Source organism: Nocardioides conyzicola, from assembly GCF_039543825.1.
Taxonomy (GTDB): Bacteria; Actinomycetota; Actinomycetes; order Propionibacteriales; family Nocardioidaceae; genus Nocardioides; species Nocardioides conyzicola.
Map to the genome: position 1 here is coordinate 2953246 of NZ_BAABKM010000002.1, position 18006 is coordinate 2971251.

Below are 18006 nucleotides of genomic sequence, written 5' to 3' on the forward strand. Positions count from 1 at the left end.
ACCCGTGCCCGAGCCTGCCGCCGTCGTCGTCCTCGTGTCGGGGTCCGGCACCAACCTCCAGGCGCTGATCGATGCCTGCGCCGACCCGGCGTACGGCGCCCGCGTGGTCGCCGTCGGCGCCGACCGCGAGGGCATCGAGGGCCTGGCCCGCGCCGAGCGGGCCGGCATCCCGACGTTCGCGCTGTCGGTGAAGGACTTCGAGACCCGCGAGGAGTGGGACGCCGCGCTCGCGGGCGCGGTCGCGGCGTACGACCCCGACATCGTCGTGCTCGCCGGCTTCATGAAGCTCGTCGGCAGCACCTTCCTCGGCGTGTACGGCGGCAAGGTGGTCAACACCCACCCGGCGCTGTCCCCGTCGTTCCCCGGGATGCACGGCCCCGCCGACGCCCTGGCGTACGGCGTGAAGGTCACCGGCGCGACGCTGTTCGTCGTCGACCCCGGCGTCGACACCGGCCCGATCGTGGCCCAGCGAGCGGTCGAGGTGGCGCCCGACGACACCGTCGAGAGCCTCCACGAGCGGATCAAGGTGGCCGAGCGCGGGATGCTCGTCGACTCCATCGGCGCGATGGCCCGGGAGGGCTTCGTGGTCGAGGGTCGCCGGGTCCGGATCGGCCGGCTGGACCCCCTAGACTGAGTCCACACGACTGGCGCAGGTGGGCGACCACCAGGGAGTGACGCCGGGAGCATCGACCGCCTGGGTGCTCCTCAACCGCCCGACCACCCAGCAGGAGTGTCCGTGTCCGACAACCGCATCCCGATCAAGCGCGCCCTGGTCTCCGTCTACGACAAGTCCGGGCTCGAGGACCTCGTCCGGGCCCTCCACGGCGCCGGGGTCGAGCTCGTCTCCACCGGCGGCTCCGCCGCGCTGATCGCCGGGCTGGGGCTGCCGGTCACGAAGGTCGAGGAGCTGACCGGCTTCCCCGAGTGCCTCGACGGACGGGTCAAGACGCTGCACCCCCGCGTGCACGCCGGCATCCTGGCCGACCGCCGCCTCGACTCCCACGTCGAGCAGCTGGCCGAGCTCGGCGTCGAGCCGTTCGAGCTCGTGATCTCCAACCTCTACCCCTTCGTGCAGACCGTGCAGTCCGGCGCGACGCCCGACGAGTGCGTCGAGCAGATCGACATCGGCGGCCCGTCGATGGTCCGCGCGGCCGCCAAGAACCACCCCTCGGTCGCGATCGTCACCTCGCCCTCCAGCTATGCAGATGTGGTCGCCGCCCTCGCGGACGGTGGCTTCACGCTCGACCAGCGCAAGCGCCTGGCCGCCGAGGCGTTCGTGCACACCGCGTCGTACGACGTGGCCGTGGCGTCCTGGATGAGCAGCGTCCTGACCGACACCTCCGACGGCGAGGGCTTCCCGGCGTGGGTCGGCGGCACCTGGGAGAAGGAGTCGACGCTGCGCTACGGCGAGAACCCGCACCAGAGCGCCGCTCTCTATCTCAACGGCTTCGGGACCGGCCTCGCGCAGGCCGAGCAGCTGCACGGCAAGGAGATGTCCTACAACAACTACCTCGACTCGGACGCGGCGCGGCGCGCGGCGTACACCTTCTCCGAGCCCGCCGTCGCGATCATCAAGCACGCCAACCCGTGCGGGATCGCGGTCGGCGCCGACGTCGCCGACGCGCACCGCAAGGCGCACGCGTGCGACCCGGTCTCGGCGTTCGGTGGCGTGATCGCCACCAACGTGCCGGTGTCGGTGGAGATGGCGACGCAGGTGGCCGAGGTGTTCACCGAGGTCGTCGTGGCGCCGGCGTACGACGACGGCGCGGTCGAGATCCTCGCCGCCAAGAAGAACATCCGGCTGCTGGTCTGCGAGCCGCTCGGCCGCGGCGAGGTCGAGATGCGCCCGATCTCCGGCGGCCTGCTGATGCAGCAGCGCGACTACGTCGACGCCGAGGGCGACGACCCGTCGACCTGGACGCTGGCGACCGGCGAGGCGGCCTCGCCCGAGGTGCTGGCGGACCTGGCGTTCGCCTGGCAGTCCTGCCGCTCGGTCAAGTCCAACGCGATCCTCTTGGCCAAGGACGGCGCCTCCGTCGGCGTCGGCATGGGCCAGGTCAACCGCGTGGACTCGTGCAAGCTCGCCGTCGAGCGGGCGGGGGAGCGGGCCCCCGGCTCGGTCGCCGCGTCCGACGCGTTCTTCCCGTTCGAGGACGGCCCGCAGGTCCTCATCGACGCCGGCGTGAGCGCCATCGTCCAGCCCGGCGGCTCCATGCGCGACCAGCTCACCATCGACGCCTGCAACGCGGCCGGCGTGACGATGTACTTCACCGGCACGCGGCACTTCTTCCACTGATCAGGACAGGATGACCTCTGTGACTGCACAGAAGCTGGACGGCTCCGCCACCCTCAAGGCGATCAAGGCCGAGCTCACCGAGCGCGTCGCCGTGCTGAAGGCGAAGGGCGTCGTCCCCGGCCTCGGCACCGTGCTGGTCGGCGACGACCCGGGCTCGCACTGGTACGTCGGCGCCAAGCACAAGGACTGCGCGGAGATCGGGATCGAGTCGATCCGGGTCGACCTGCCGGCGACCGCGACCCAGGCCGAGGTGGAGGCGGAGATCGACCGCCTCAATGCCGACCCCGCGTGCACCGGCTTCCTGGTGCAGCAGCCGACCGGTCTCGACGAGTTCCGCCTGCTGTCGCGCGTCGACCCCGACAAGGACGTCGACGGCCTGCATCCGACCAACCTCGGCAAGCTCGTCCTCGGCGAGGCGGGCTCGCTGCCCTGCACGCCGATCGGCTGCATCGAGCTGCTCCGGCGCCACGGCGTCGAGCTCAACGGCGCCGAGGTGGTCGTCGTCGGCCGCGGCCTCACGGTCGGCCGCCCGCTGGGGCTGCTGCTCACCCGGCGCTCCGAGAACTCCACGGTGACGCTCTGCCACACCGGCACCCGTGACCTCGCCGCGCACACCCGTACGGCGGACGTCATCGTGGCCGCCGCCGGCGTACCCGGGATCATCCGCGGCGACATGGTCAAGCCGGGCGCCGCGGTGCTCGACGTCGGGGTCTCGCGGGTCGACGGCAAGATCGCCGGCGACGTCGCGGACGACGTCTGGGACGTCGCGGGCTGGATCTCGCCCAACCCCGGCGGCGTGGGTCCGATGACCCGCGCGATGCTGCTCTCCAACATCGTGACGGCGGCCGAGCGCCAGGTGTCGTGAGCGACCTGGAGCCGCCGTCGGACGAGATCGAGCCGATCTCCGCCGAGGAGATGGGCGCCGAGGACCCCGGCGAGGGGGAGCCGCGCCGCTATCCGTCGACGATCGGCGGCGGCTTCTACCTCGTGGTCCTCGCCGTGGTGGCGATCGCGATCGGGATCATCACGTACGGCAACTGGCGCATCGGCGTGCGGTGGTTCGGCGGCGCGCTGCTCTTCGCCGCGCTGATGCGGGCCGTGCTGCCGGCCAAGGACGCGGGCATGCTCGCCGTACGCAAGCGCTGGTGGGACTGCTTCCTGCTGATCGCCACCGGGGTCGCGCTCATCGTGCTGGCCGCCTCGATCCCCGACCAGCCCGGCCCCTAACGCCGAGTCGGCGCCAGTTTGCAGCCTTCGCTGCAAACTGGCGCCGACTCGCATGCAAACTGGCGCCGACTCGGCTCAGATGAGGCCGAGCTCCGTGACGGCGGCGCGCTCGTCCGCGAGCTCCGCGGTCGAGGCGTCGATCTTGCCGCGCGAGAAGTCGTCGATCTCGAGGCCCTGGACGATCTCCCAGTTGCCGTCCTTGGTGGTGACCGGGAAGGACGAGATCAGGCCCTCGGGTACGCCGTACGAGCCGTCGGAGACGACCGCCATGGAGACCCAGTTGTCGGCGGGCGAGCCGAGCAGCCAGTCGCGGGCGGCGTCGACGGTGGCCGAGGCGGCGGACGCGGCGGACGAGGAGCCCCGGGCGTCGATGATCGCGGCGCCGCGCTTGGCGACGGTCGGGATGAAGGTGTCGGCGATCCAGGCCTGGTCGCCGACGACCTCGGCGGCGTTCCTGCCGCCGACCTCGGCGTGGAAGATGTCGGGGTACTGCGTCGCCGAGTGGTTGCCCCAGATCGTCATCTTCTTGATGTCGGTCACGGCGGCGCCGGTCTTGGCGGCGAGCTGCGAGATCGCACGGTTGTGGTCGAGGCGGGTCAGCGCCGAGAACCGCTCCTGCGGGATGTCGGGCGCGTTGGTCATCGCGATCAGCGCGTTGGTGTTGGCCGGGTTGCCGGTGACACCGATGCGTACGTCGTCGGCCGCCACCTTGTTGAGCGCCTTGCCCTGCGCGGTGAAGATCGCGCCGTTCGCGGACAGCAGGTCGCCGCGCTCCATGCCGGGGCCCCGCGGGCGGGCGCCGACGAGCAGCGCGAGGTTGACGCCGTCGAAGATCGTCTCGGCGTCGTCGCCGATCTCGACACCGGCGAGGTTGGGGAACGCGCAGTCGTCCAGCTCCATGACGACGCCCTCGAGCGCCTTCAGGGCCGGGGTGATCTCCAGCAGCCGCAGCTCGATCGGGCGGTCGCCCAGCAGCGACCCGCTGGCGAGGCGGAAGAGCAGGCTGTAGCCGATCTGACCGGCGGCGCCGGTGACGGCGACCTTCAACGGGGTTGAGCTCACGACGACTCCTTGGAGACACGATGGTGAGGAACGGTGGGTTTTCCGGCTGCCGACGCTAGCAGCGCTGGGACCCCCTGCGATGCTGGGGTCCATGACGGTGCGTGCCCTGATGGTCATCGCCCTCGTCGTCTCTCTGGCCGGCTGCGGCGGCGCGAACGTCCAGCTCCCCTCGAGCGGCACCGACCAGCTCGTGATCCCTACCCCCTCGCCCGATCCCGACGACTTCGTGCGCGGTGTCGACAACCCCTGGATGCCACTGCCGGACGGCCGCACGTGGACCTACCAGGTCGTCGGCGTCGACGGCTCCGACGAGCAGAAGGTGACGGTCGCGGCCGGCCCCGAGGTCGACGGCGTCCCGACGACGGCCCGCGTCACCACCGGGCCGGACACCGTCACCACCGACTGGTTCGCGCAGGACGCCGCCGGCAACGTCTGGTGGTTCGGGCGCGAGGGGGAGTGGACCGCGGGCACCGACGGCGCCGAGGCCGGGCTGGCGATGGCCGCCGACCCGCGCGTCGGCGACGGCTACCGCACGGCGTACCAGCGCGGCGTCGTCGAGGACGTCGCGACCGTGCTGGCGCTCGACGGGTCGGCCACGGTCCCCGCAGGGTCGTACGACGACCTGGTGGTCACCCGCGACACCTCGGAGACCGGATCCGTGGAGCAGTCCTGGGCGCGCGGCATCGGCCTGGTCGAGGCGACCCGCCCCGGCCAGACCGTCCGCTTGACGAAGGTGTCGAGCTAGCTCGGCGGGCGGATCTGGGTGTCGCCGGGGTCGGCCGGCGGCTGCTCGACGACCGGGTCGGCCGCCTGCTCCACCGGTGCCGGATCGGCGTACGTCGGCTGCGCGGCGGCGGGCGGTGCGGCGGCAGCTGCCTGCTCGGCGGCCTGCTGGGCCCGCCACTGCTCGGGGGTCGAGCCGACCGGGTGCCACTGCTGGCCGGCCGGGTCCCACTGCCACCCGTCCTGGACGATCGGCGCAGGTGCCGCGGCCACGGCGGCCGAGGTGTCCTGGTTCCACTGCTGCTGGTACTGGTCGGGGGCTGCGTAGCCAGGCACCTGGGCCGCCGTGCGCGGCCGGCTGAAGCTGATGCCGGAGCCGGGGACGACGTCGCCGACCCGGCCGAAGAGCAGCGGGTAGGCGAGTCCGGCGATCGCGGCGCCGACGAGCGGGGCGAGGATGAAGAGCCAGAGCTGCGTGATCGCGTCGGTGCCGGCGAAGAGGGCGGGGCCGATCGAGCGGGCCGGGTTGACCGAGGTGCCGGTGGCCGGGATCGCGACGAAGTGGATGGCGGCCAGGGTGAGGCCGATCGTCAGCGGTGCCAGCGACGGGTGCTCGTTGCGCTCGTCGGTCACGGCCAGGATGACGGTGACGAAGACGGCGGTCAGCAGCAGCTCGAGGAGGAACGCGGCCCACCAGGCGTAGCCGCTGCCGGCGTCGCCGAAGGCGTTCTGGCCCATGTGGCCCTCGGCGTCGAAGCTGTCGAAGCCCTGCATCAGGACGAAGAGCGCGAAGGCTCCGACGATGGCGCCGACGAGCTGCGCGACGACGTACAGCCCGACCTGGCGCCAGGCGAGGCGACCACTGATGGCGGCACCGACGGACACGGCGGGGTTGAAGTGCGCGCCCGAGACGCGGCCGAACGCATAGGCCATGACCGCGACGGCGAGGCCGAACGTGAGCCCGATCGTCGTCACGGTGAACGTGGCGCCAGCCGTGCTGGCGTACACCACGGAGCCGCAGCCGAAGAACACCAGGACGAAGGTCCCGATGAGCTCGGCGGTGAGCTTTTGCTGGATGGTCGAGTCGGCCATGCGTCTGCTCCTGTCGTCGAGCGTCCCCCGCGGACGCCCCGGGGCAGCACTCTAGTGCCGTTTGCCCCGACCTGTGACGGGTGCGAAGGTGGGTGGGTCGCGCGCGTCAGGTATCTTGACGTCAAGGAATCCAGTCCGCTGCCCACCGGAACAGACCAGCCTCAGGAGTCTTCGAGCATGGCCAAGATCATCTACACGCACACGGACGAGGCGCCGCTCCTGGCGACGTACTCCTTCCTCCCGATCGTGCAGGCGTACGCCGGCAAGGCGGGCGTGGACATCGAGACGCGCGACATCTCGCTCTCGGGCCGGATCCTGGCCCAGTTCGGGATCGTCGACGACGCCCTCGCCGAGCTCGGCGCGCTGGCGAAGACGCCCGAGGCCAACATCATCAAGCTGCCCAACGTCTCCGCGTCGATCCCGCAGCTCAAGGCCGCGATCACCGAGCTGCAGTCGCAGGGCTACGACCTGCCGGACTATCCCGAGAACGCGCAGACGGACGAGGAGAAGGCCGTCGTCGCGAAGTACGACAAGGTCAAGGGCTCCGCGGTCAACCCGGTGCTCCGCGAGGGCAACTCCGACCGCCGTGCGCCGCTGTCGGTCAAGAACTACGCGAAGACGCACCCGCACCGCATGGGCAAGTGGAGCCCCGACTCCAAGACCAACGTCGCGACGATGGGCAAGGACGACTTCTTCTCCAACGAGAAGTCCGTCGTCATCCCGAGCGACGACACGCTCACCATCAAGCACGTCGGCGCCGACGGCACCGAGACGGTGCTCAAGGACGGTCTGAAGGTCCTCGCCGGCGAGGTCGTCGACGGCACGTTCATGAACGTCGCGGCGCTGCGCCGCTTCCTGACCGAGCAGATCGCCCGCGCCAAGGCCGACGACGTGCTCTTCTCGGTGCACCTCAAGGCCACGATGATGAAGGTCTCCGACCCGATCATCTTCGGCCACGTCGTGCAGGCGTTCTTCCCGACCCTCTTCGAGCAGTACGGCGAGCAGCTGGCTGCCGCCGGCATCTCGCCCAACGACGGCCTCGGTGGCCTCCTCGGCGCGGTCGGCTCCCTGCCGGAGGGTGACGCCATCAAGGCGGCCGTCACCGCCGGTCTGGCCGACGGCCCTGCGATGGCGATGGTCGACTCCGACAAGGGCATCACCAATCTGCACGTGCCGTCGGACGTCATCATCGACGCCTCCATGCCGGCGATGATCCGCGGCGGCGGCCACATGTGGGGCCCCGACGGCAACGAGGCCGACACCCTGGCGGTGATCCCGGACTCCAGCTACGCCGGCATCTACCAGGCCACCATCGACGACTGCCGGACCAACGGCGCCCTCGACCCGGCGACGATGGGCTCCGTGCCCAACGTCGGCCTGATGGCCCAGGCGGCGGAGGAGTACGGCTCCCACGACAAGACGTTCGAGGCCCCAGCCGCGGGCACGATCCAGGTCGTCAACGCGGCCGGCGACGTGCTCATCGAGCACGACGTCGAGCCCGGTGACATCTGGCGCGCCTGCCAGACCAAGGACGCCCCGATCCGCGACTGGGTCAAGCTGGCCGTCACCCGCGCCCGCGCCTCCGGCTCCCCGGCGATCTTCTGGCTCGACGAGGCCCGTGCCCACGACGCCAACCTGATCGCGAAGATCAACGAGTACCTCCCCGAGCACGACACCGAGGGCCTGCACATCGAGATCATGGCGCCGGCCGCCGCGACGACGTACTCCCTCGAGCGCGCGCGCAAGGGTGAGGACACGATCTCGGTCACCGGCAACGTGCTGCGCGACTACAACACCGACCTCTTCCCGATCCTCGAGCTCGGTACGTCGGCCAAGATGCTCTCCGTCGTCCCGCTGATGAACGGCGGCGGCCTCTTCGAGACCGGCGCCGGCGGCTCGGCCCCCAAGCACGTCCAGCAGCTCGTGAAGGAGAACTACCTGCGCTGGGACAGCCTGGGCGAGTTCTTCGCGCTGGTGCCGTCGCTGGAGCTGTACGCCGAGCAGGCCGGCACCCCCGGCGCCAAGGTGCTCGCGGACGCCCTCGACCGGGCGACCGGCACCTTCCTCAACGAGGACAAGTCGCCGACCCGCAAGCTCGGCGGCATCGACAACCGCGGCTCGCACTTCTACCTGGCGCTCTACTGGGCCCAGGAGCTGGCGGAGCAGACCGAGGACGCCGACCTCGCGGCCGCGTTCAAGCCGCTCGCCGAGCGGCTCGTCGCGGACGAGAAGGCGATCGTGGACGAGCTGATCGCGGTCCAGGGCCACCCGGCCGACATCGGCGGCTACTACCGGCCCGACGACGCCAAGGCCGACGCGGTGATGCGCCCGTCAGCGACGCTCAACGCGGCACTGGCGTCCCTTGTCTGACCAGGACGGGACCGAGACGGACCCGGCGTACTCCCGCTGGGACCAGCAGCCGGCGATCGGTCGCCGCGGCCTGATCCTCGCGGTGGTCATCCCGGTGCTGATCGCGGCCGCCGGCTTCGGTGTCGTCACCCTGATCTCCGAGGGGACCGACACCGCGGCCACCGCGATCAAGGTGCCGACCGGTGACTGGATCCCCGGGCAGCCGACGGGCAGCAAGCCGATCCAGGGCACGCTGGCGGTCAACGCGCAGCACTGCGTCTACCTGAAGAACCCCTCCGGCGAGCTCTGGCCGGTGTGGCCGGCCGGCTTCCGGGCCCGGCTCGACAGCACCGGCAAGGTCAGCCTGTACGACGGCAAGGACCACCTGGTCGCCCGCGACGGCGAGGGCGTCCAGGCAACAGGCATGTTCACCTCGCCGGCCAACTTCGCCGGCGAGACCTGCCTGCCCGCCAACGACGAGGTCGCGGTCGTGCAGTCCGAGGTGTCGCGGGTCGGCTGAGGTCCTGGTGCGGGTTTCACCGGCCAGCCGGTGAAACCCGCACGACACGCCGACGACGTACGGCGTGTCGTCCGGGTTTCCCCGGCCAGCCGGGGAAACCCGCAGCCCCGTCGACGATGCGTCAGCCGGCCCCAGCCGCACATAGGCTGGATCACACCTGGGACCGGAATACGACCGCCCCGCCTCCGGGTTGGAGCCCGCGTGACGTCCGCACCCACCACCGCCCCCGCAGAGACGGCTCCGGCCACCGCTGCGCACTACCGGTTCGCGGTGCTGGCGCTCGGCCTCGGCGGCTTCGCGATCGGCACCACCGAGTTCGTGACGATGGGGCTGCTGCCCCAGATCGCCGGCGGGGTGGGCATCTCGATCCCGCAGGCCGGCCACCTGATCTCGGCGTACGCGCTCGGGGTGGTCGTCGGCGCTCCCGTGATCGCGATCTTCGGGGCCAAGCTGCCCCGTCGGGCGCTGCTGGTCGGGCTGATGGCGGCGTACGCCGTCTTCAACGTGCTCAGCGCGCTGGCCGGGAGCTACGGGGTGCTCTTCGTCGCCCGCTTCCTCGACGGCCTGCCGCACGGCGCCTACTTCGGGGTCGCTGCGCTGGTGGCCGCGAGCATGGCCGCTCCCGAGCACCGGGGCCGAGCGGTCGCGGGCGTGATGCTCGGGCTGTCCATCGCCAACGTCGTCGGTGTCCCGGCCGCGACCTGGATGGGCCAGCAGGTCGGCTGGCGCTCGGCGTACCTCTCGACCGCCGCCCTCGCCCTGGTCACCGCGGTGCTGATCGTCGCCTACGTCCCGGCGGTGCCGGGCAACCCGGCGGCGACCGGGCGCAAGGAGATGCTGTTCTTCCGCAACGGCCAGGCGATGCTCACGCTGCTCGCGGGCGCGGTCGGCTTCGGCGGCCTCTTCGCCGTCTACTCCTACATCGCCCCCACGGTCACCGAGGTCGGTGGGCTGCCCGACTCGGCCGTGCCGGTCTTCACCGCGGCGTTCGGCGTCGGCATGATCGCCGGCACCTGGCTCGCCGGCCGGCTCGCGGACTGGTCGGTCTTCCGCACCCTCATCTGGTCGGGCGTCCTGTCCGGCCTGGTGATGCTGCTCGTCTGGGCACTGGCGCCGTACGGCTGGTGGCTGCTGCCCGCGATCTTCCTGGTCACCGCCATCGGCTCGGTGCTGGTGGTCAACCTGCAGCTGCGCCTGATGGCCGTCTCCGGCGAGGCCCAGACCCTCGGCGCCGCCATGAACCACGCCTCGCTCAACATCGCCAACGCCCTCGGCGCCTGGCTGGGCGGCCTGGTCATCGCGGCGGGCCACGGCTACCGGGCTCCGGCCCTCGTCGGCGCCGCGCTCTCGGTCGCCGGGATCGCCGTGCTGTTCTGGTCGGCGGCCGTCGACCGCAGGGACACCGCCGAGGCGTAGCCCCGGTTGCCGGACCACCTCCCCGGATGGGTGAGAATGACCGTCATGTCCACCACGCCCGAACCTCGTCCGCGCGTGCTGTCCGGGATCCAGCCGACCGCCGACTCCTTCCACTTCGGCAACTACCTCGGTGCCCTGCGGCAGTGGGTGGATCTCCAGGACGAGTACCAGCCGTTCTTCTTCATCGCCGACCTGCACGCGATCACCGTCGAGCAGGACCCGAAGGTGCTGCGCGACCGCACCCTGCGGGCGGCCGCGCAGCTGATCGCGATGGGCATCGACCCCGAGCGGTCCGCGATCTTCGTGCAGTCCCAGGTGCCGGAGCACGCCCAGCTCGGCTGGGTGCTGCAGTGCCTGACCGGCTTCGGCGAGGCTCGCCGGATGACCCAGTTCAAGGACAAGTCGGCCAAGGGTGGCGAGGGCGCGGCGAGCGTCGGCCTCTTCACCTACCCGATCCTCCAGGCGGCCGACATCCTGCTCTACCGACCGGCCTACGTGCCGGTCGGTGAGGACCAGCGCCAGCACCTCGAGCTGACCCGCGACCTCGCCCAGCGCTTCAACAGCCGCTACAAGAAGACCTTCCGGCTGCCGGAGCCCTACATCCTCAAGGCGACCGCCAAGATCACCGACCTCCAGGACCCGACCGCGAAGATGTCGAAGTCGGCGTCCTCGCCCTCGGGCATCGTCGAGATGCTCGACGACCCGAAGGTGTCGGCCAAGAAGATCCGGTCCGCGGTGACCGACTCCGACGCCGTCGTCCGATTCGACCCCGAGACCAAGCCCGGGGTGAGCAACCTGCTCACGATCTACTCCGCCCTGACCGGCCGCCCGATCGACGACCTCGAGGCGGCGTACGAAGGACGGGGCTACGGCGACCTGAAGAAGGACCTCGCCGAGGTCGTCATCGACTTCGTGACGCCCTTCCTGGAGCGCACCCTCGAGCTGCTCGACGACCAGACCTACCTGACCGAGGTGCTGCGGCGCGGGGCCGAGCAGGCCGGCGCCGTCGCCCGGGCGACGTTGAGCGACGTCTACCAGCGGGTCGGCTTCGTCGCCGCGGGACAGTAGGGTCCTGAGAGTGCCGACGATTGGAGTGGCGGTCGCGATCCCGGAGCCCTGGGCGAGCGAGCTGCAGGACTACCGGACCGCCGTGGGAGACACCACCGCGGCGATGATCCCGACCCACATCACGCTGGTGCCGCCGACGGAGATCGACGACCTCCAGGTCGCCGACGTCGAGAAGCACCTGGAGGAGGCCGCGGCCGAGGTCGCGAGCTACTGCGTACATCTGCGCGGGACGGGTACCTTCCGGCCCGTGTCGCCCGTCGTCTTCGTGACCCTCGTCGAGGGCATCTCCCAGTGTGAGCAGCTCGCGGGCGCCGTACGCCGGGGGCCGCTCGACATCGAGCTGCAGTACCCGTACCACCCCCACGTCACCGTTGCCCATCACCTCGAGGACCCGCTCCTCGACCGGGCGTTCGACGAGCTGGCCGCCTTCGAGTGCGAGTTCGACGTGTCGGCCTTCCACCTCTACGTCCACGACGAGGACGAGGGCTGGCAGCCGACCCGCACCTTCACCCTCGACGGCCCTGCCGGCTGACGATGCCCTCGATCAAGGAGCGGCTCGCGGAGCTGCGCCGTCGCCGGCCGCTGGTCGACCACGTGCTCCGCATGCAGGAGCACTACGGCGCGGTCAACGCGGGCCAGCAGGCCGGTGCGGTCACCTACTTCGCGTTCCTGTCCTTCTTCCCGATCATGGCGCTGGGCTTCCTGGTCGTCGGGTGGATCGCCGTGGTCTACCCGCAGGCCGAGAGCAACCTGACGACCGCCATCAACAACCTGCTGCCGGGCATCATCGGGCCGGGCGACGACCAGATCTCGCTCGACGACTTCCACGGCGCGCAGACGACCGTCGGGGTGGTCGCCCTGGTCAGCCTCGCGGGTGTGCTGTACGCCGGGCTCGGGTGGCTCTCCGGGATGCGCGCGGCTCTCGAGATCGTCTTCGAGGTGCCCAAGAAGGACCAGCCCAACTTCGTCTTCGGCAAGCTCCGCGACCTGATCACGATGGTCCTGATCGGCGTCATCCTGATCGTCTCGGTCGGGGTGTCCGGCCTGGTGAGCAGCTACTCCACCAAGGTCCTCGACTGGGTCGGCCTCGACGACACGCTGTCGCCGCTCCTCCAGCTCTTCACGGTCGCGCTCGGCATCGGCGCGAGCATGCTGCTCTTCTTCTCTCTCTTCAAGCTCCTCGCCGAGCCCGCGACACCCACCCGCTCGCTGTGGTCGGGTGCGCTGCTCGGCGCGCTCGGCTTCGAGGTGCTCAAGCGGCTCTCCGGCCTCCTGCTGGCCTCGACGAAGGACCAGCCGGCGTTCCAGGCCTTCGGGATCGCGCTGATCCTGGTCATCTGGATCAACTACTTCTCGCGGGTCGTCCTGTACGCCGCCGCCTGGGCGCACACCTCGGCAGCCGCCCGAGCCGCCCGCCCGGCCCCGACCCCGGCGCCCGTCGAGGGTCCGCCCTCCCCGCCCCTGCGCCAGCAGGAGGTGCTCGAGTACCCCTGGGCTGCGACGTACGCCGCCGGCGCGGGCACCATGCTCGCTCTCGTTGCTCTGATCAGCAGGCTCGGCAGGAAGAAGTCATGAAGCTCGGACGCAAGCACGGCTGGCTCCTGGTCGGCATCGCCCTGTGGAACTTCGTCGTCTGGGGCACCTTCATCAAGAACCTCGCCGCGTCGCACGCGTCGGGGGAGGACCGGCCGGGCGGCTACTACGTCGCCCACTCCGTGCTGATCGTCGTCGACCTCGCGATCGGCGTGGTCCTCGGGCTCCTCGGGCTCAAGATCCTTCGCAGGAACTCGACGGAGACGTCGGACCGACGCACGCGTTGATCGCCGGAGCAGCCGCTCGCGGTGACTAAAGTGCTTCACGTGAAGTCTGACGGGAAGCGTCCTCACGCCACCATCTACGACGTGGCCAGCGAGGCGGGCGTGAGCATCGCGACGGTGTCGAACGCGATGAACAAGCCGGAGCGCGTCGGCGAGCGGACCCGACGGCGCGTCCTCGAGGCGGCCGACCGGCTCGGCTACGTCCCCAAGGCGGACGCGGCGAGCCAGGCGCGCAAGCACGTGGGACGCATCGGGGTGATCGCCCCGTTCACGTCGTACGCGAGCTTCATGCGCCGCCTCAGCGGCGTCCTCACCGAGGCGTCGAGCCGAGGGGTGGACGTCTCCGTCTACGACATGGAGTCCGCTGCCACCGCCACGTCGCCCGCGCTGGAGACCATCCCCATCCGGGGTTTCGTGGACGGCCTCATCGTCATGGGCGAGCCGCTGGAGCCGGCCGTCGAGCAACGACTGGCATCACGCGGGATGCCGGTGGTGATCGTGGACGCGGAGAGCGACATCTTCCACGTGGTGAAGATCGACGACTACGGGGCCGGTCGGGTGGCGGCGCGGCACCTGATCGAGCTCGGCCACCGGCAGATCGGGTACCTCCTGGAAGGGCAGGTCGCCGACTACGAGTCGCAGGCGCTGCGCAGGTTGGGAGGCTTCCAGGCCGAGCTCGCGCAGCACCCCGAGGTGAGGCTGACCGTCAGCCAGACGACGGGCACCCTCGCGGCGGCCCGTGAGGCCGGGCGAAAGCTGCTCGGCGCGGATCCGCGGCCGACCGCGGTGATGGCGCACTTCGACGACCTCGCGATCGGGGTCGTGCAGGCCGCCAAGGACCTCGGGATCGAGGTGCCCCGTGACCTGTCGGTCCTTGGTTTCGACGACGGGCCGGTGGCTGAGGCGGCGGACCTGTCCACGGTCCGGCAGCCCTTCGAGGAGTCGGGGGCGCTGGCGACCCGGTTGCTCCTCGACGCCCTGGAGCGACCGAGCGGCCGGCAGGTGATCCTGCTGGACTGCCAGGTGGTGGCGAGGGCGACGACCGGCGTCGCGACGACGCTGATCGACCGGCCGGTGTCCCGCGCCCGGTAGGCAGGGCTGCCCCGGCCGGGGCTCGCCAGGTGACGAATTGAAGGGCTTTACACAAAGTGCTTGACGTCGTGTGATGATGGTTACTACTGTCAGCGGGGCCGCGATGCGGCGGATCGCGCCTCTCGGGTTCACCCACCAGACCGCAGGCGCTCGCGCCTCGACCAAGGAGACCTGTGTTCACCACGACAACCCGCTCGACCCGGCGGTACCTCGCCGTGCTCGCCGTGGCAGCCACGCTGACCGCGACCGCCTGCAGTGCGCCTGGTTCGGACAACTCGGACGGATCGGGTGCGAAGGCGGACAGCGACGTCAGCACCAAGCTGACCGATGAGAAGGTGACCCTGGACCTCTACCTCGAGACCGGGTTCCCGATCGTCGAGAAGCTCTCGAAGGAGTTCACCCGGCAGCACCCGAACATCACCTTCGACATCCGCAGCGACCAGTTCGCGTCGTTGGCCGAGAACGCGCCGCGGGTGATGGCCGGGGACGACGCTCCCGACCTCATCAGGCTGGCGACCATCGCCGACTCCGCGGACGATGGTCTGCTGCTCGACCTCGACCCCTACTACGAGGCCTACGGGTGGGACGAGTTCCCGGAGTCGCAGCTGGAGCAGATGCGGGTCAGCGATGACGGCACGCGCGGTTCGGGTCCGCTCTACGCCCTGGGCGTCGGCTACTCGGTGACCGGCGTCTACTACAACAAGGACATCGCCGCGAGGATCGGCATGGACGAGCCGCCGGCCACGATCGACGAGCTCGAGGCCGACATGGCCGAGGCGAAGGCCGCCGGCGAGCAGCCGATCATGCAGTTCAACGACATCGGCGGCGCCGCGTTCCCGTTCCAGGCGCTGCTGAACCAGTACGCCGACCCCGCCGTCGTCTCGGACTGGATCTTCCAGAAGCCGGACGCCACCATCGACACCCCGGCCGCCGTCGAGGCCGCGACCCACATCGCCGACTGGGCGAAGAAGGGCTACTTCCCCGACGACGTCAACAGCGTCGACTACACCACCATGGTGGGACGCTTCGCCAAGAACGACGGCCTGTTCATGTTCGATGGCGACTGGGAGTCGGCGAACCTCGGCAAGACGATGGGCGACAAGGTCGGGTTCTTCCTGATGCCGACCGAGGAAGCGGGTGGCACGCCCGTGGCCATGGGTGCGCCGAACACCTACATCGTGCCGGCCAAGGCCGAGCACCCCGACGAGATCGCGTACTTCCTGAACTGGATCCACACCGACGAGAAGGCGCGCCAGATCGTCGTCGACGACAGCGGTGCGGCCCCCGGCGGACCCGCGTCCCTCCCGGTGCCCGAGGTGCCCGAGACGTCGCTCACGCACCAGACGCTGGAGGCCGCGGCCACCATCGGCGAGTCGGGCGTCCTGGTCGACTTCGTCGCCAACGCCACCTCAGGCATCTACGCCAACGGCATCCGGCCCGAGCTGCAGTCGTTGATCGACGGCCGTACCTCCCCTGAGGACGCGGTGAAGGCGATCCAGGCCGAGTACGAGGCGGACCTCTCCTCGTGACCTGGACCCAGGACGCGGTGGTCCGCTCGGAAGACGAGCGGACCACCGCGTCACCCTCCGGCCGGACCCGGGATGCCCGGAGGCGGAAGCGCCCCTCCACGCGCTGGTCCCACCTGGTCTTCGTCGCGCCGGCGTTGGTGGTCTACGGCTTCTTCGTCATCAAGCCGCTCCTCACCTCGGTGCAGTACTCGTTCTACGACTGGAACGGCATCGGCGCGTCGACCTGGGTCGGGCTCGACAACTACCGCCGGATCCTGGGCGACAGCAGTCAGCTCGCGATCGTCGGTCACGCTTTCGAGCTCATCATCTTCTTCACGGTCGTCCCGGTGGTGCTGGGCCTGGTCGCCGCGGCACTCATGCACGGCCTGCCGCAAGGCTCGTTCGCCACGGTGTCCCGCACCGTGCTGTTCATCCCCCAGGTCATCCCGCTGGTCGCCGCCGGCATCGTCTGGGACTGGGTCTACTCCAGCGACGGCGTCGCCAACCAGATCCTGTCGGCGATCGGCCTCGGTGGCCTCACCCGCCCCTGGCTCGCCGACTTCAGCACCGCACTTCCGGCGGTCGGCCTCATCGGGTCCTGGGTGATGCTCGGGCTCTGCACGCTGCTCCTCCTGACCGGCATCAACAAGATCGACCCGTCCCTCTACGAGGCCGCCCGCATCGACGGTGCCAACCGTCTCCGGGAGTTCGTGCACGTGACCCTGCCCGGCCTGCGGCGTGAGATCGGTGTGTGCGTGACCGTGACGATGATCGCCGCGCTCGCGAGCTTCGACATCATCTACATCTCGACGCAGGGTGGACCCGGCCGCTCGACCATGGTCCCCGGTGTCGAGATCTACCGGCTCGCGTTCACCCAGCGCGAGATCGGCCAGGCGTCCGCCATGGCGGTGATCCTGATGGTCCTCGTGCTCGTGACCATCATTCCCATCCAGCGATTCACCCAGAGGACCGACTCATGAGCGCGCCAGCGCGGAGCCATCTCACCGGACGGGCCATGCTGGTCCTGTTCATGGTGCTGACGCTGATTCCGTTCGTCACCTTGTTCTCGACCGCCCTGCAGCCGCCGGGCACCATCCCGACCGGCGTCAGCTGGCCGTCGGACCCGCACTGGGGCAACTTCGTGGACGCGTGGCGCATCGCCAACCTCGGCCCTCTGCTCAGGAGCAGCCTGCTCATCGTCCTCGGGGTCGTCCCGGCCTCGTTGTTCCTGGCGGTGCTCGCCGGCTATGGACTGGCGACGCTTCGAGTCCCGTTCAGCAACGCCATCTTCGTGTTCTTCGTCCTGGGACTCACCATCCCGTTCGAGTCACTGATCACGCCGCTCTACTACCAGATGCAGAGCCTCGGACTCCTGAACTCGCGATGGGCGCTCATCCTCCCGCTGATCGCCCTGTACATGCCCTTCGGTGTGTTCTGGATGCGCGCCCACTTCCTGTCGGTGCCCGCTGAGCTCACCGAGGCCGCCACCATCGACGGCGCCGGCCCGTGGCGTGCCCTCCGACACGTCCACCTGCCGCTCGCGATGCCGGCGATGTCCTCGTTGGCGATCCTGCTCTTCCTGTGGACCTGGAACCAGTTCGTCCTCGCGCTCGTGCTGGTCGACGATCCGCTCAAGCGCACGATGGCCGGTGCGCTGGGCGCGTTCCAGGGCCAGTACGGCACCGACATCGTGCTCCTGTCCGCTGGTGCCCTGCTGATCATGGCGCCGACCGTGATCGTCTTCGTGATCTTCCAGCGTCAGTTCTCGAGAGCGCTGCTCCAAGGTGCCGTCAAGGGCTGAGTGCCTGGCTCGACCACGACCTCCATCCCGTCGGA

General features: G+C 70.3%; 18 protein-coding genes and 1 riboswitch. Of the genes, 16 read left to right on the forward strand and 2 right to left on the reverse strand.

What is annotated here, in order from left to right; translation table 11 throughout:
* Nucleotides 1-4 precede the first annotated feature (4 nt).
* From purN to ABEA34_RS17405, 4 genes are all read left to right on the forward strand, one after another.
* Entirely contained in the window at nt 5-634 is a 630-nt protein-coding gene (gene purN, locus ABEA34_RS17390; protein WP_345522665.1) for a phosphoribosylglycinamide formyltransferase, read from the forward strand.
* Nucleotides 631-707, forward strand: a riboswitch (ZMP/ZTP riboswitch). (Overlaps the previous gene by 4 nt.)
* A 29-nt stretch (nt 708-736) precedes the next feature.
* Nucleotides 737-2296, forward strand: a complete 1560-nt coding sequence (gene purH / locus ABEA34_RS17395; RefSeq protein WP_345522667.1) for a bifunctional phosphoribosylaminoimidazolecarboxamide formyltransferase/IMP cyclohydrolase — start codon at nt 737-739, stop codon at nt 2294-2296.
* 19 nt (nt 2297-2315) lie between these two features.
* The gene (locus tag ABEA34_RS17400) at nt 2316-3161 is read left to right on the forward strand and encodes a bifunctional methylenetetrahydrofolate dehydrogenase/methenyltetrahydrofolate cyclohydrolase (protein WP_345522668.1); all 846 of its coding nucleotides are present in this window, start codon (nt 2316-2318) and stop codon (nt 3159-3161) included.
* Entirely contained in the window at nt 3158-3523 is a 366-nt protein-coding gene (locus ABEA34_RS17405; RefSeq protein ID WP_345522669.1) for a DUF3017 domain-containing protein, read from the forward strand. The genes ABEA34_RS17400 and ABEA34_RS17405 overlap by 4 nt, the downstream gene beginning before the upstream one ends.
* Nucleotides 3524-3598: 75 nt before the next feature.
* Here the strand turns inward: ABEA34_RS17405 and ABEA34_RS17410 are convergent, their stop codons facing one another.
* A complete protein-coding gene (locus ABEA34_RS17410) occupies nt 3599-4585 on the reverse strand; it encodes a malate dehydrogenase (protein ID WP_345522670.1) in 987 nt (328 codons plus the stop codon).
* 91 nt (nt 4586-4676) lie between these two features.
* Between ABEA34_RS17410 and ABEA34_RS17415 the strand changes: the two genes are divergently transcribed.
* Nucleotides 4677-5330, forward strand: a complete 654-nt coding sequence (locus tag ABEA34_RS17415) for a hypothetical protein (RefSeq protein WP_345522671.1) — start codon at nt 4677-4679, stop codon at nt 5328-5330.
* Here ABEA34_RS17415 and ABEA34_RS17420 read toward each other — a convergent pair.
* The gene (locus ABEA34_RS17420; protein WP_345522673.1) at nt 5327-6400 is read right to left on the reverse strand and encodes an MIP/aquaporin family protein; all 1074 of its coding nucleotides are present in this window, start codon (nt 6398-6400) and stop codon (nt 5327-5329) included. The genes ABEA34_RS17415 and ABEA34_RS17420 overlap by 4 nt on opposite strands.
* Nucleotides 6401-6577: 177 nt before the next feature.
* Here ABEA34_RS17420 and ABEA34_RS17425 point away from each other — a divergent pair, with 177 nt between their 5' ends.
* From ABEA34_RS17425 to ABEA34_RS17475, 11 genes are all read left to right on the forward strand, one after another.
* A complete protein-coding gene (locus tag ABEA34_RS17425) occupies nt 6578-8770 on the forward strand; it encodes an NADP-dependent isocitrate dehydrogenase (RefSeq protein ID WP_345522674.1) in 2193 nt (730 codons plus the stop codon).
* Complete coding sequence (locus tag ABEA34_RS17430) at nt 8763-9269, forward strand: hypothetical protein (protein ID WP_345522675.1); 507 nt, start codon at nt 8763-8765, stop codon at nt 9267-9269. Before ABEA34_RS17425 ends, ABEA34_RS17430 begins: the two co-directional genes overlap by 8 nt.
* A 201-nt stretch (nt 9270-9470) precedes the next feature.
* Nucleotides 9471-10685 carry an MFS transporter gene (locus ABEA34_RS17435; protein ID WP_345522676.1) on the forward strand — a complete coding sequence of 405 codons (1215 nt, stop codon included), beginning with the start codon at nt 9471-9473 and terminating at the stop codon, nt 10683-10685.
* Between the two features lie 45 nt (nt 10686-10730).
* Nucleotides 10731-11753, forward strand: coding sequence for a tryptophan--tRNA ligase (gene trpS / locus ABEA34_RS17440; RefSeq protein WP_345522677.1), 1023 nt, complete (start codon nt 10731-10733; stop codon nt 11751-11753).
* Between the two features lie 10 nt (nt 11754-11763).
* Entirely contained in the window at nt 11764-12285 is a 522-nt protein-coding gene (locus ABEA34_RS17445; RefSeq protein WP_345522678.1) for a 2'-5' RNA ligase family protein, read from the forward strand.
* Nucleotides 12286-12287: 2 nt separating this feature from the next.
* On the forward strand, nt 12288-13328 hold the full coding sequence (locus ABEA34_RS17450) for a YihY/virulence factor BrkB family protein (RefSeq protein ID WP_345522679.1): 1041 nt from the start codon (nt 12288-12290) through the stop codon (nt 13326-13328).
* On the forward strand, nt 13325-13573 hold the full coding sequence (locus ABEA34_RS17455; protein ID WP_345522680.1) for an SCO4848 family membrane protein: 249 nt from the start codon (nt 13325-13327) through the stop codon (nt 13571-13573). The genes ABEA34_RS17450 and ABEA34_RS17455 overlap by 4 nt, the downstream gene beginning before the upstream one ends.
* A 39-nt stretch (nt 13574-13612) precedes the next feature.
* The gene (locus ABEA34_RS17460; RefSeq protein WP_345522681.1) at nt 13613-14662 is read left to right on the forward strand and encodes a LacI family DNA-binding transcriptional regulator; all 1050 of its coding nucleotides are present in this window, start codon (nt 13613-13615) and stop codon (nt 14660-14662) included.
* Nucleotides 14663-14835: 173 nt separating this feature from the next.
* Nucleotides 14836-16191 (forward strand): ABC transporter substrate-binding protein, encoded by a 1356-nt coding sequence (locus ABEA34_RS17465; RefSeq protein ID WP_345522682.1) that lies wholly within the window; start codon nt 14836-14838, stop codon nt 16189-16191.
* A complete protein-coding gene (locus tag ABEA34_RS17470) occupies nt 16188-17150 on the forward strand; it encodes a carbohydrate ABC transporter permease (RefSeq protein ID WP_345522683.1) in 963 nt (320 codons plus the stop codon). The genes ABEA34_RS17465 and ABEA34_RS17470 overlap by 4 nt, the downstream gene beginning before the upstream one ends.
* On the forward strand, nt 17147-17971 hold the full coding sequence (locus ABEA34_RS17475; RefSeq protein WP_345522684.1) for a carbohydrate ABC transporter permease: 825 nt from the start codon (nt 17147-17149) through the stop codon (nt 17969-17971). Before ABEA34_RS17470 ends, ABEA34_RS17475 begins: the two co-directional genes overlap by 4 nt.
* Nucleotides 17972-18006: the final 35 nt, after the last annotated feature.

Bases quoted from the DNA above. Each gene is read 5' to 3' on its own strand.
- ABEA34_RS17415 (WP_345522671.1), top strand. From the start codon at position 4,677: ATGACGGTGCGTGCCCTGATGGTCATCGCCCTCGTCGTCTCTCTGGCC.
- ABEA34_RS17420 (WP_345522673.1), bottom strand. From the start codon at position 6,400: ATGGCCGACTCGACCATCCAGCAAAAGCTCACCGCCGAGCTCATCGGG.
- ABEA34_RS17425 (WP_345522674.1), top strand. From the start codon at position 6,578: ATGGCCAAGATCATCTACACGCACACGGACGAGGCGCCGCTCCTGGCG.
- trpS (WP_345522677.1), top strand. From the start codon at position 10,731: ATGTCCACCACGCCCGAACCTCGTCCGCGCGTGCTGTCCGGGATCCAG.
- ABEA34_RS17450 (WP_345522679.1), top strand. From the start codon at position 12,288: ATGCCCTCGATCAAGGAGCGGCTCGCGGAGCTGCGCCGTCGCCGGCCG.
- ABEA34_RS17455 (WP_345522680.1), top strand. From the start codon at position 13,325: ATGAAGCTCGGACGCAAGCACGGCTGGCTCCTGGTCGGCATCGCCCTG.
- ABEA34_RS17475 (WP_345522684.1), top strand. From the start codon at position 17,147: ATGAGCGCGCCAGCGCGGAGCCATCTCACCGGACGGGCCATGCTGGTC.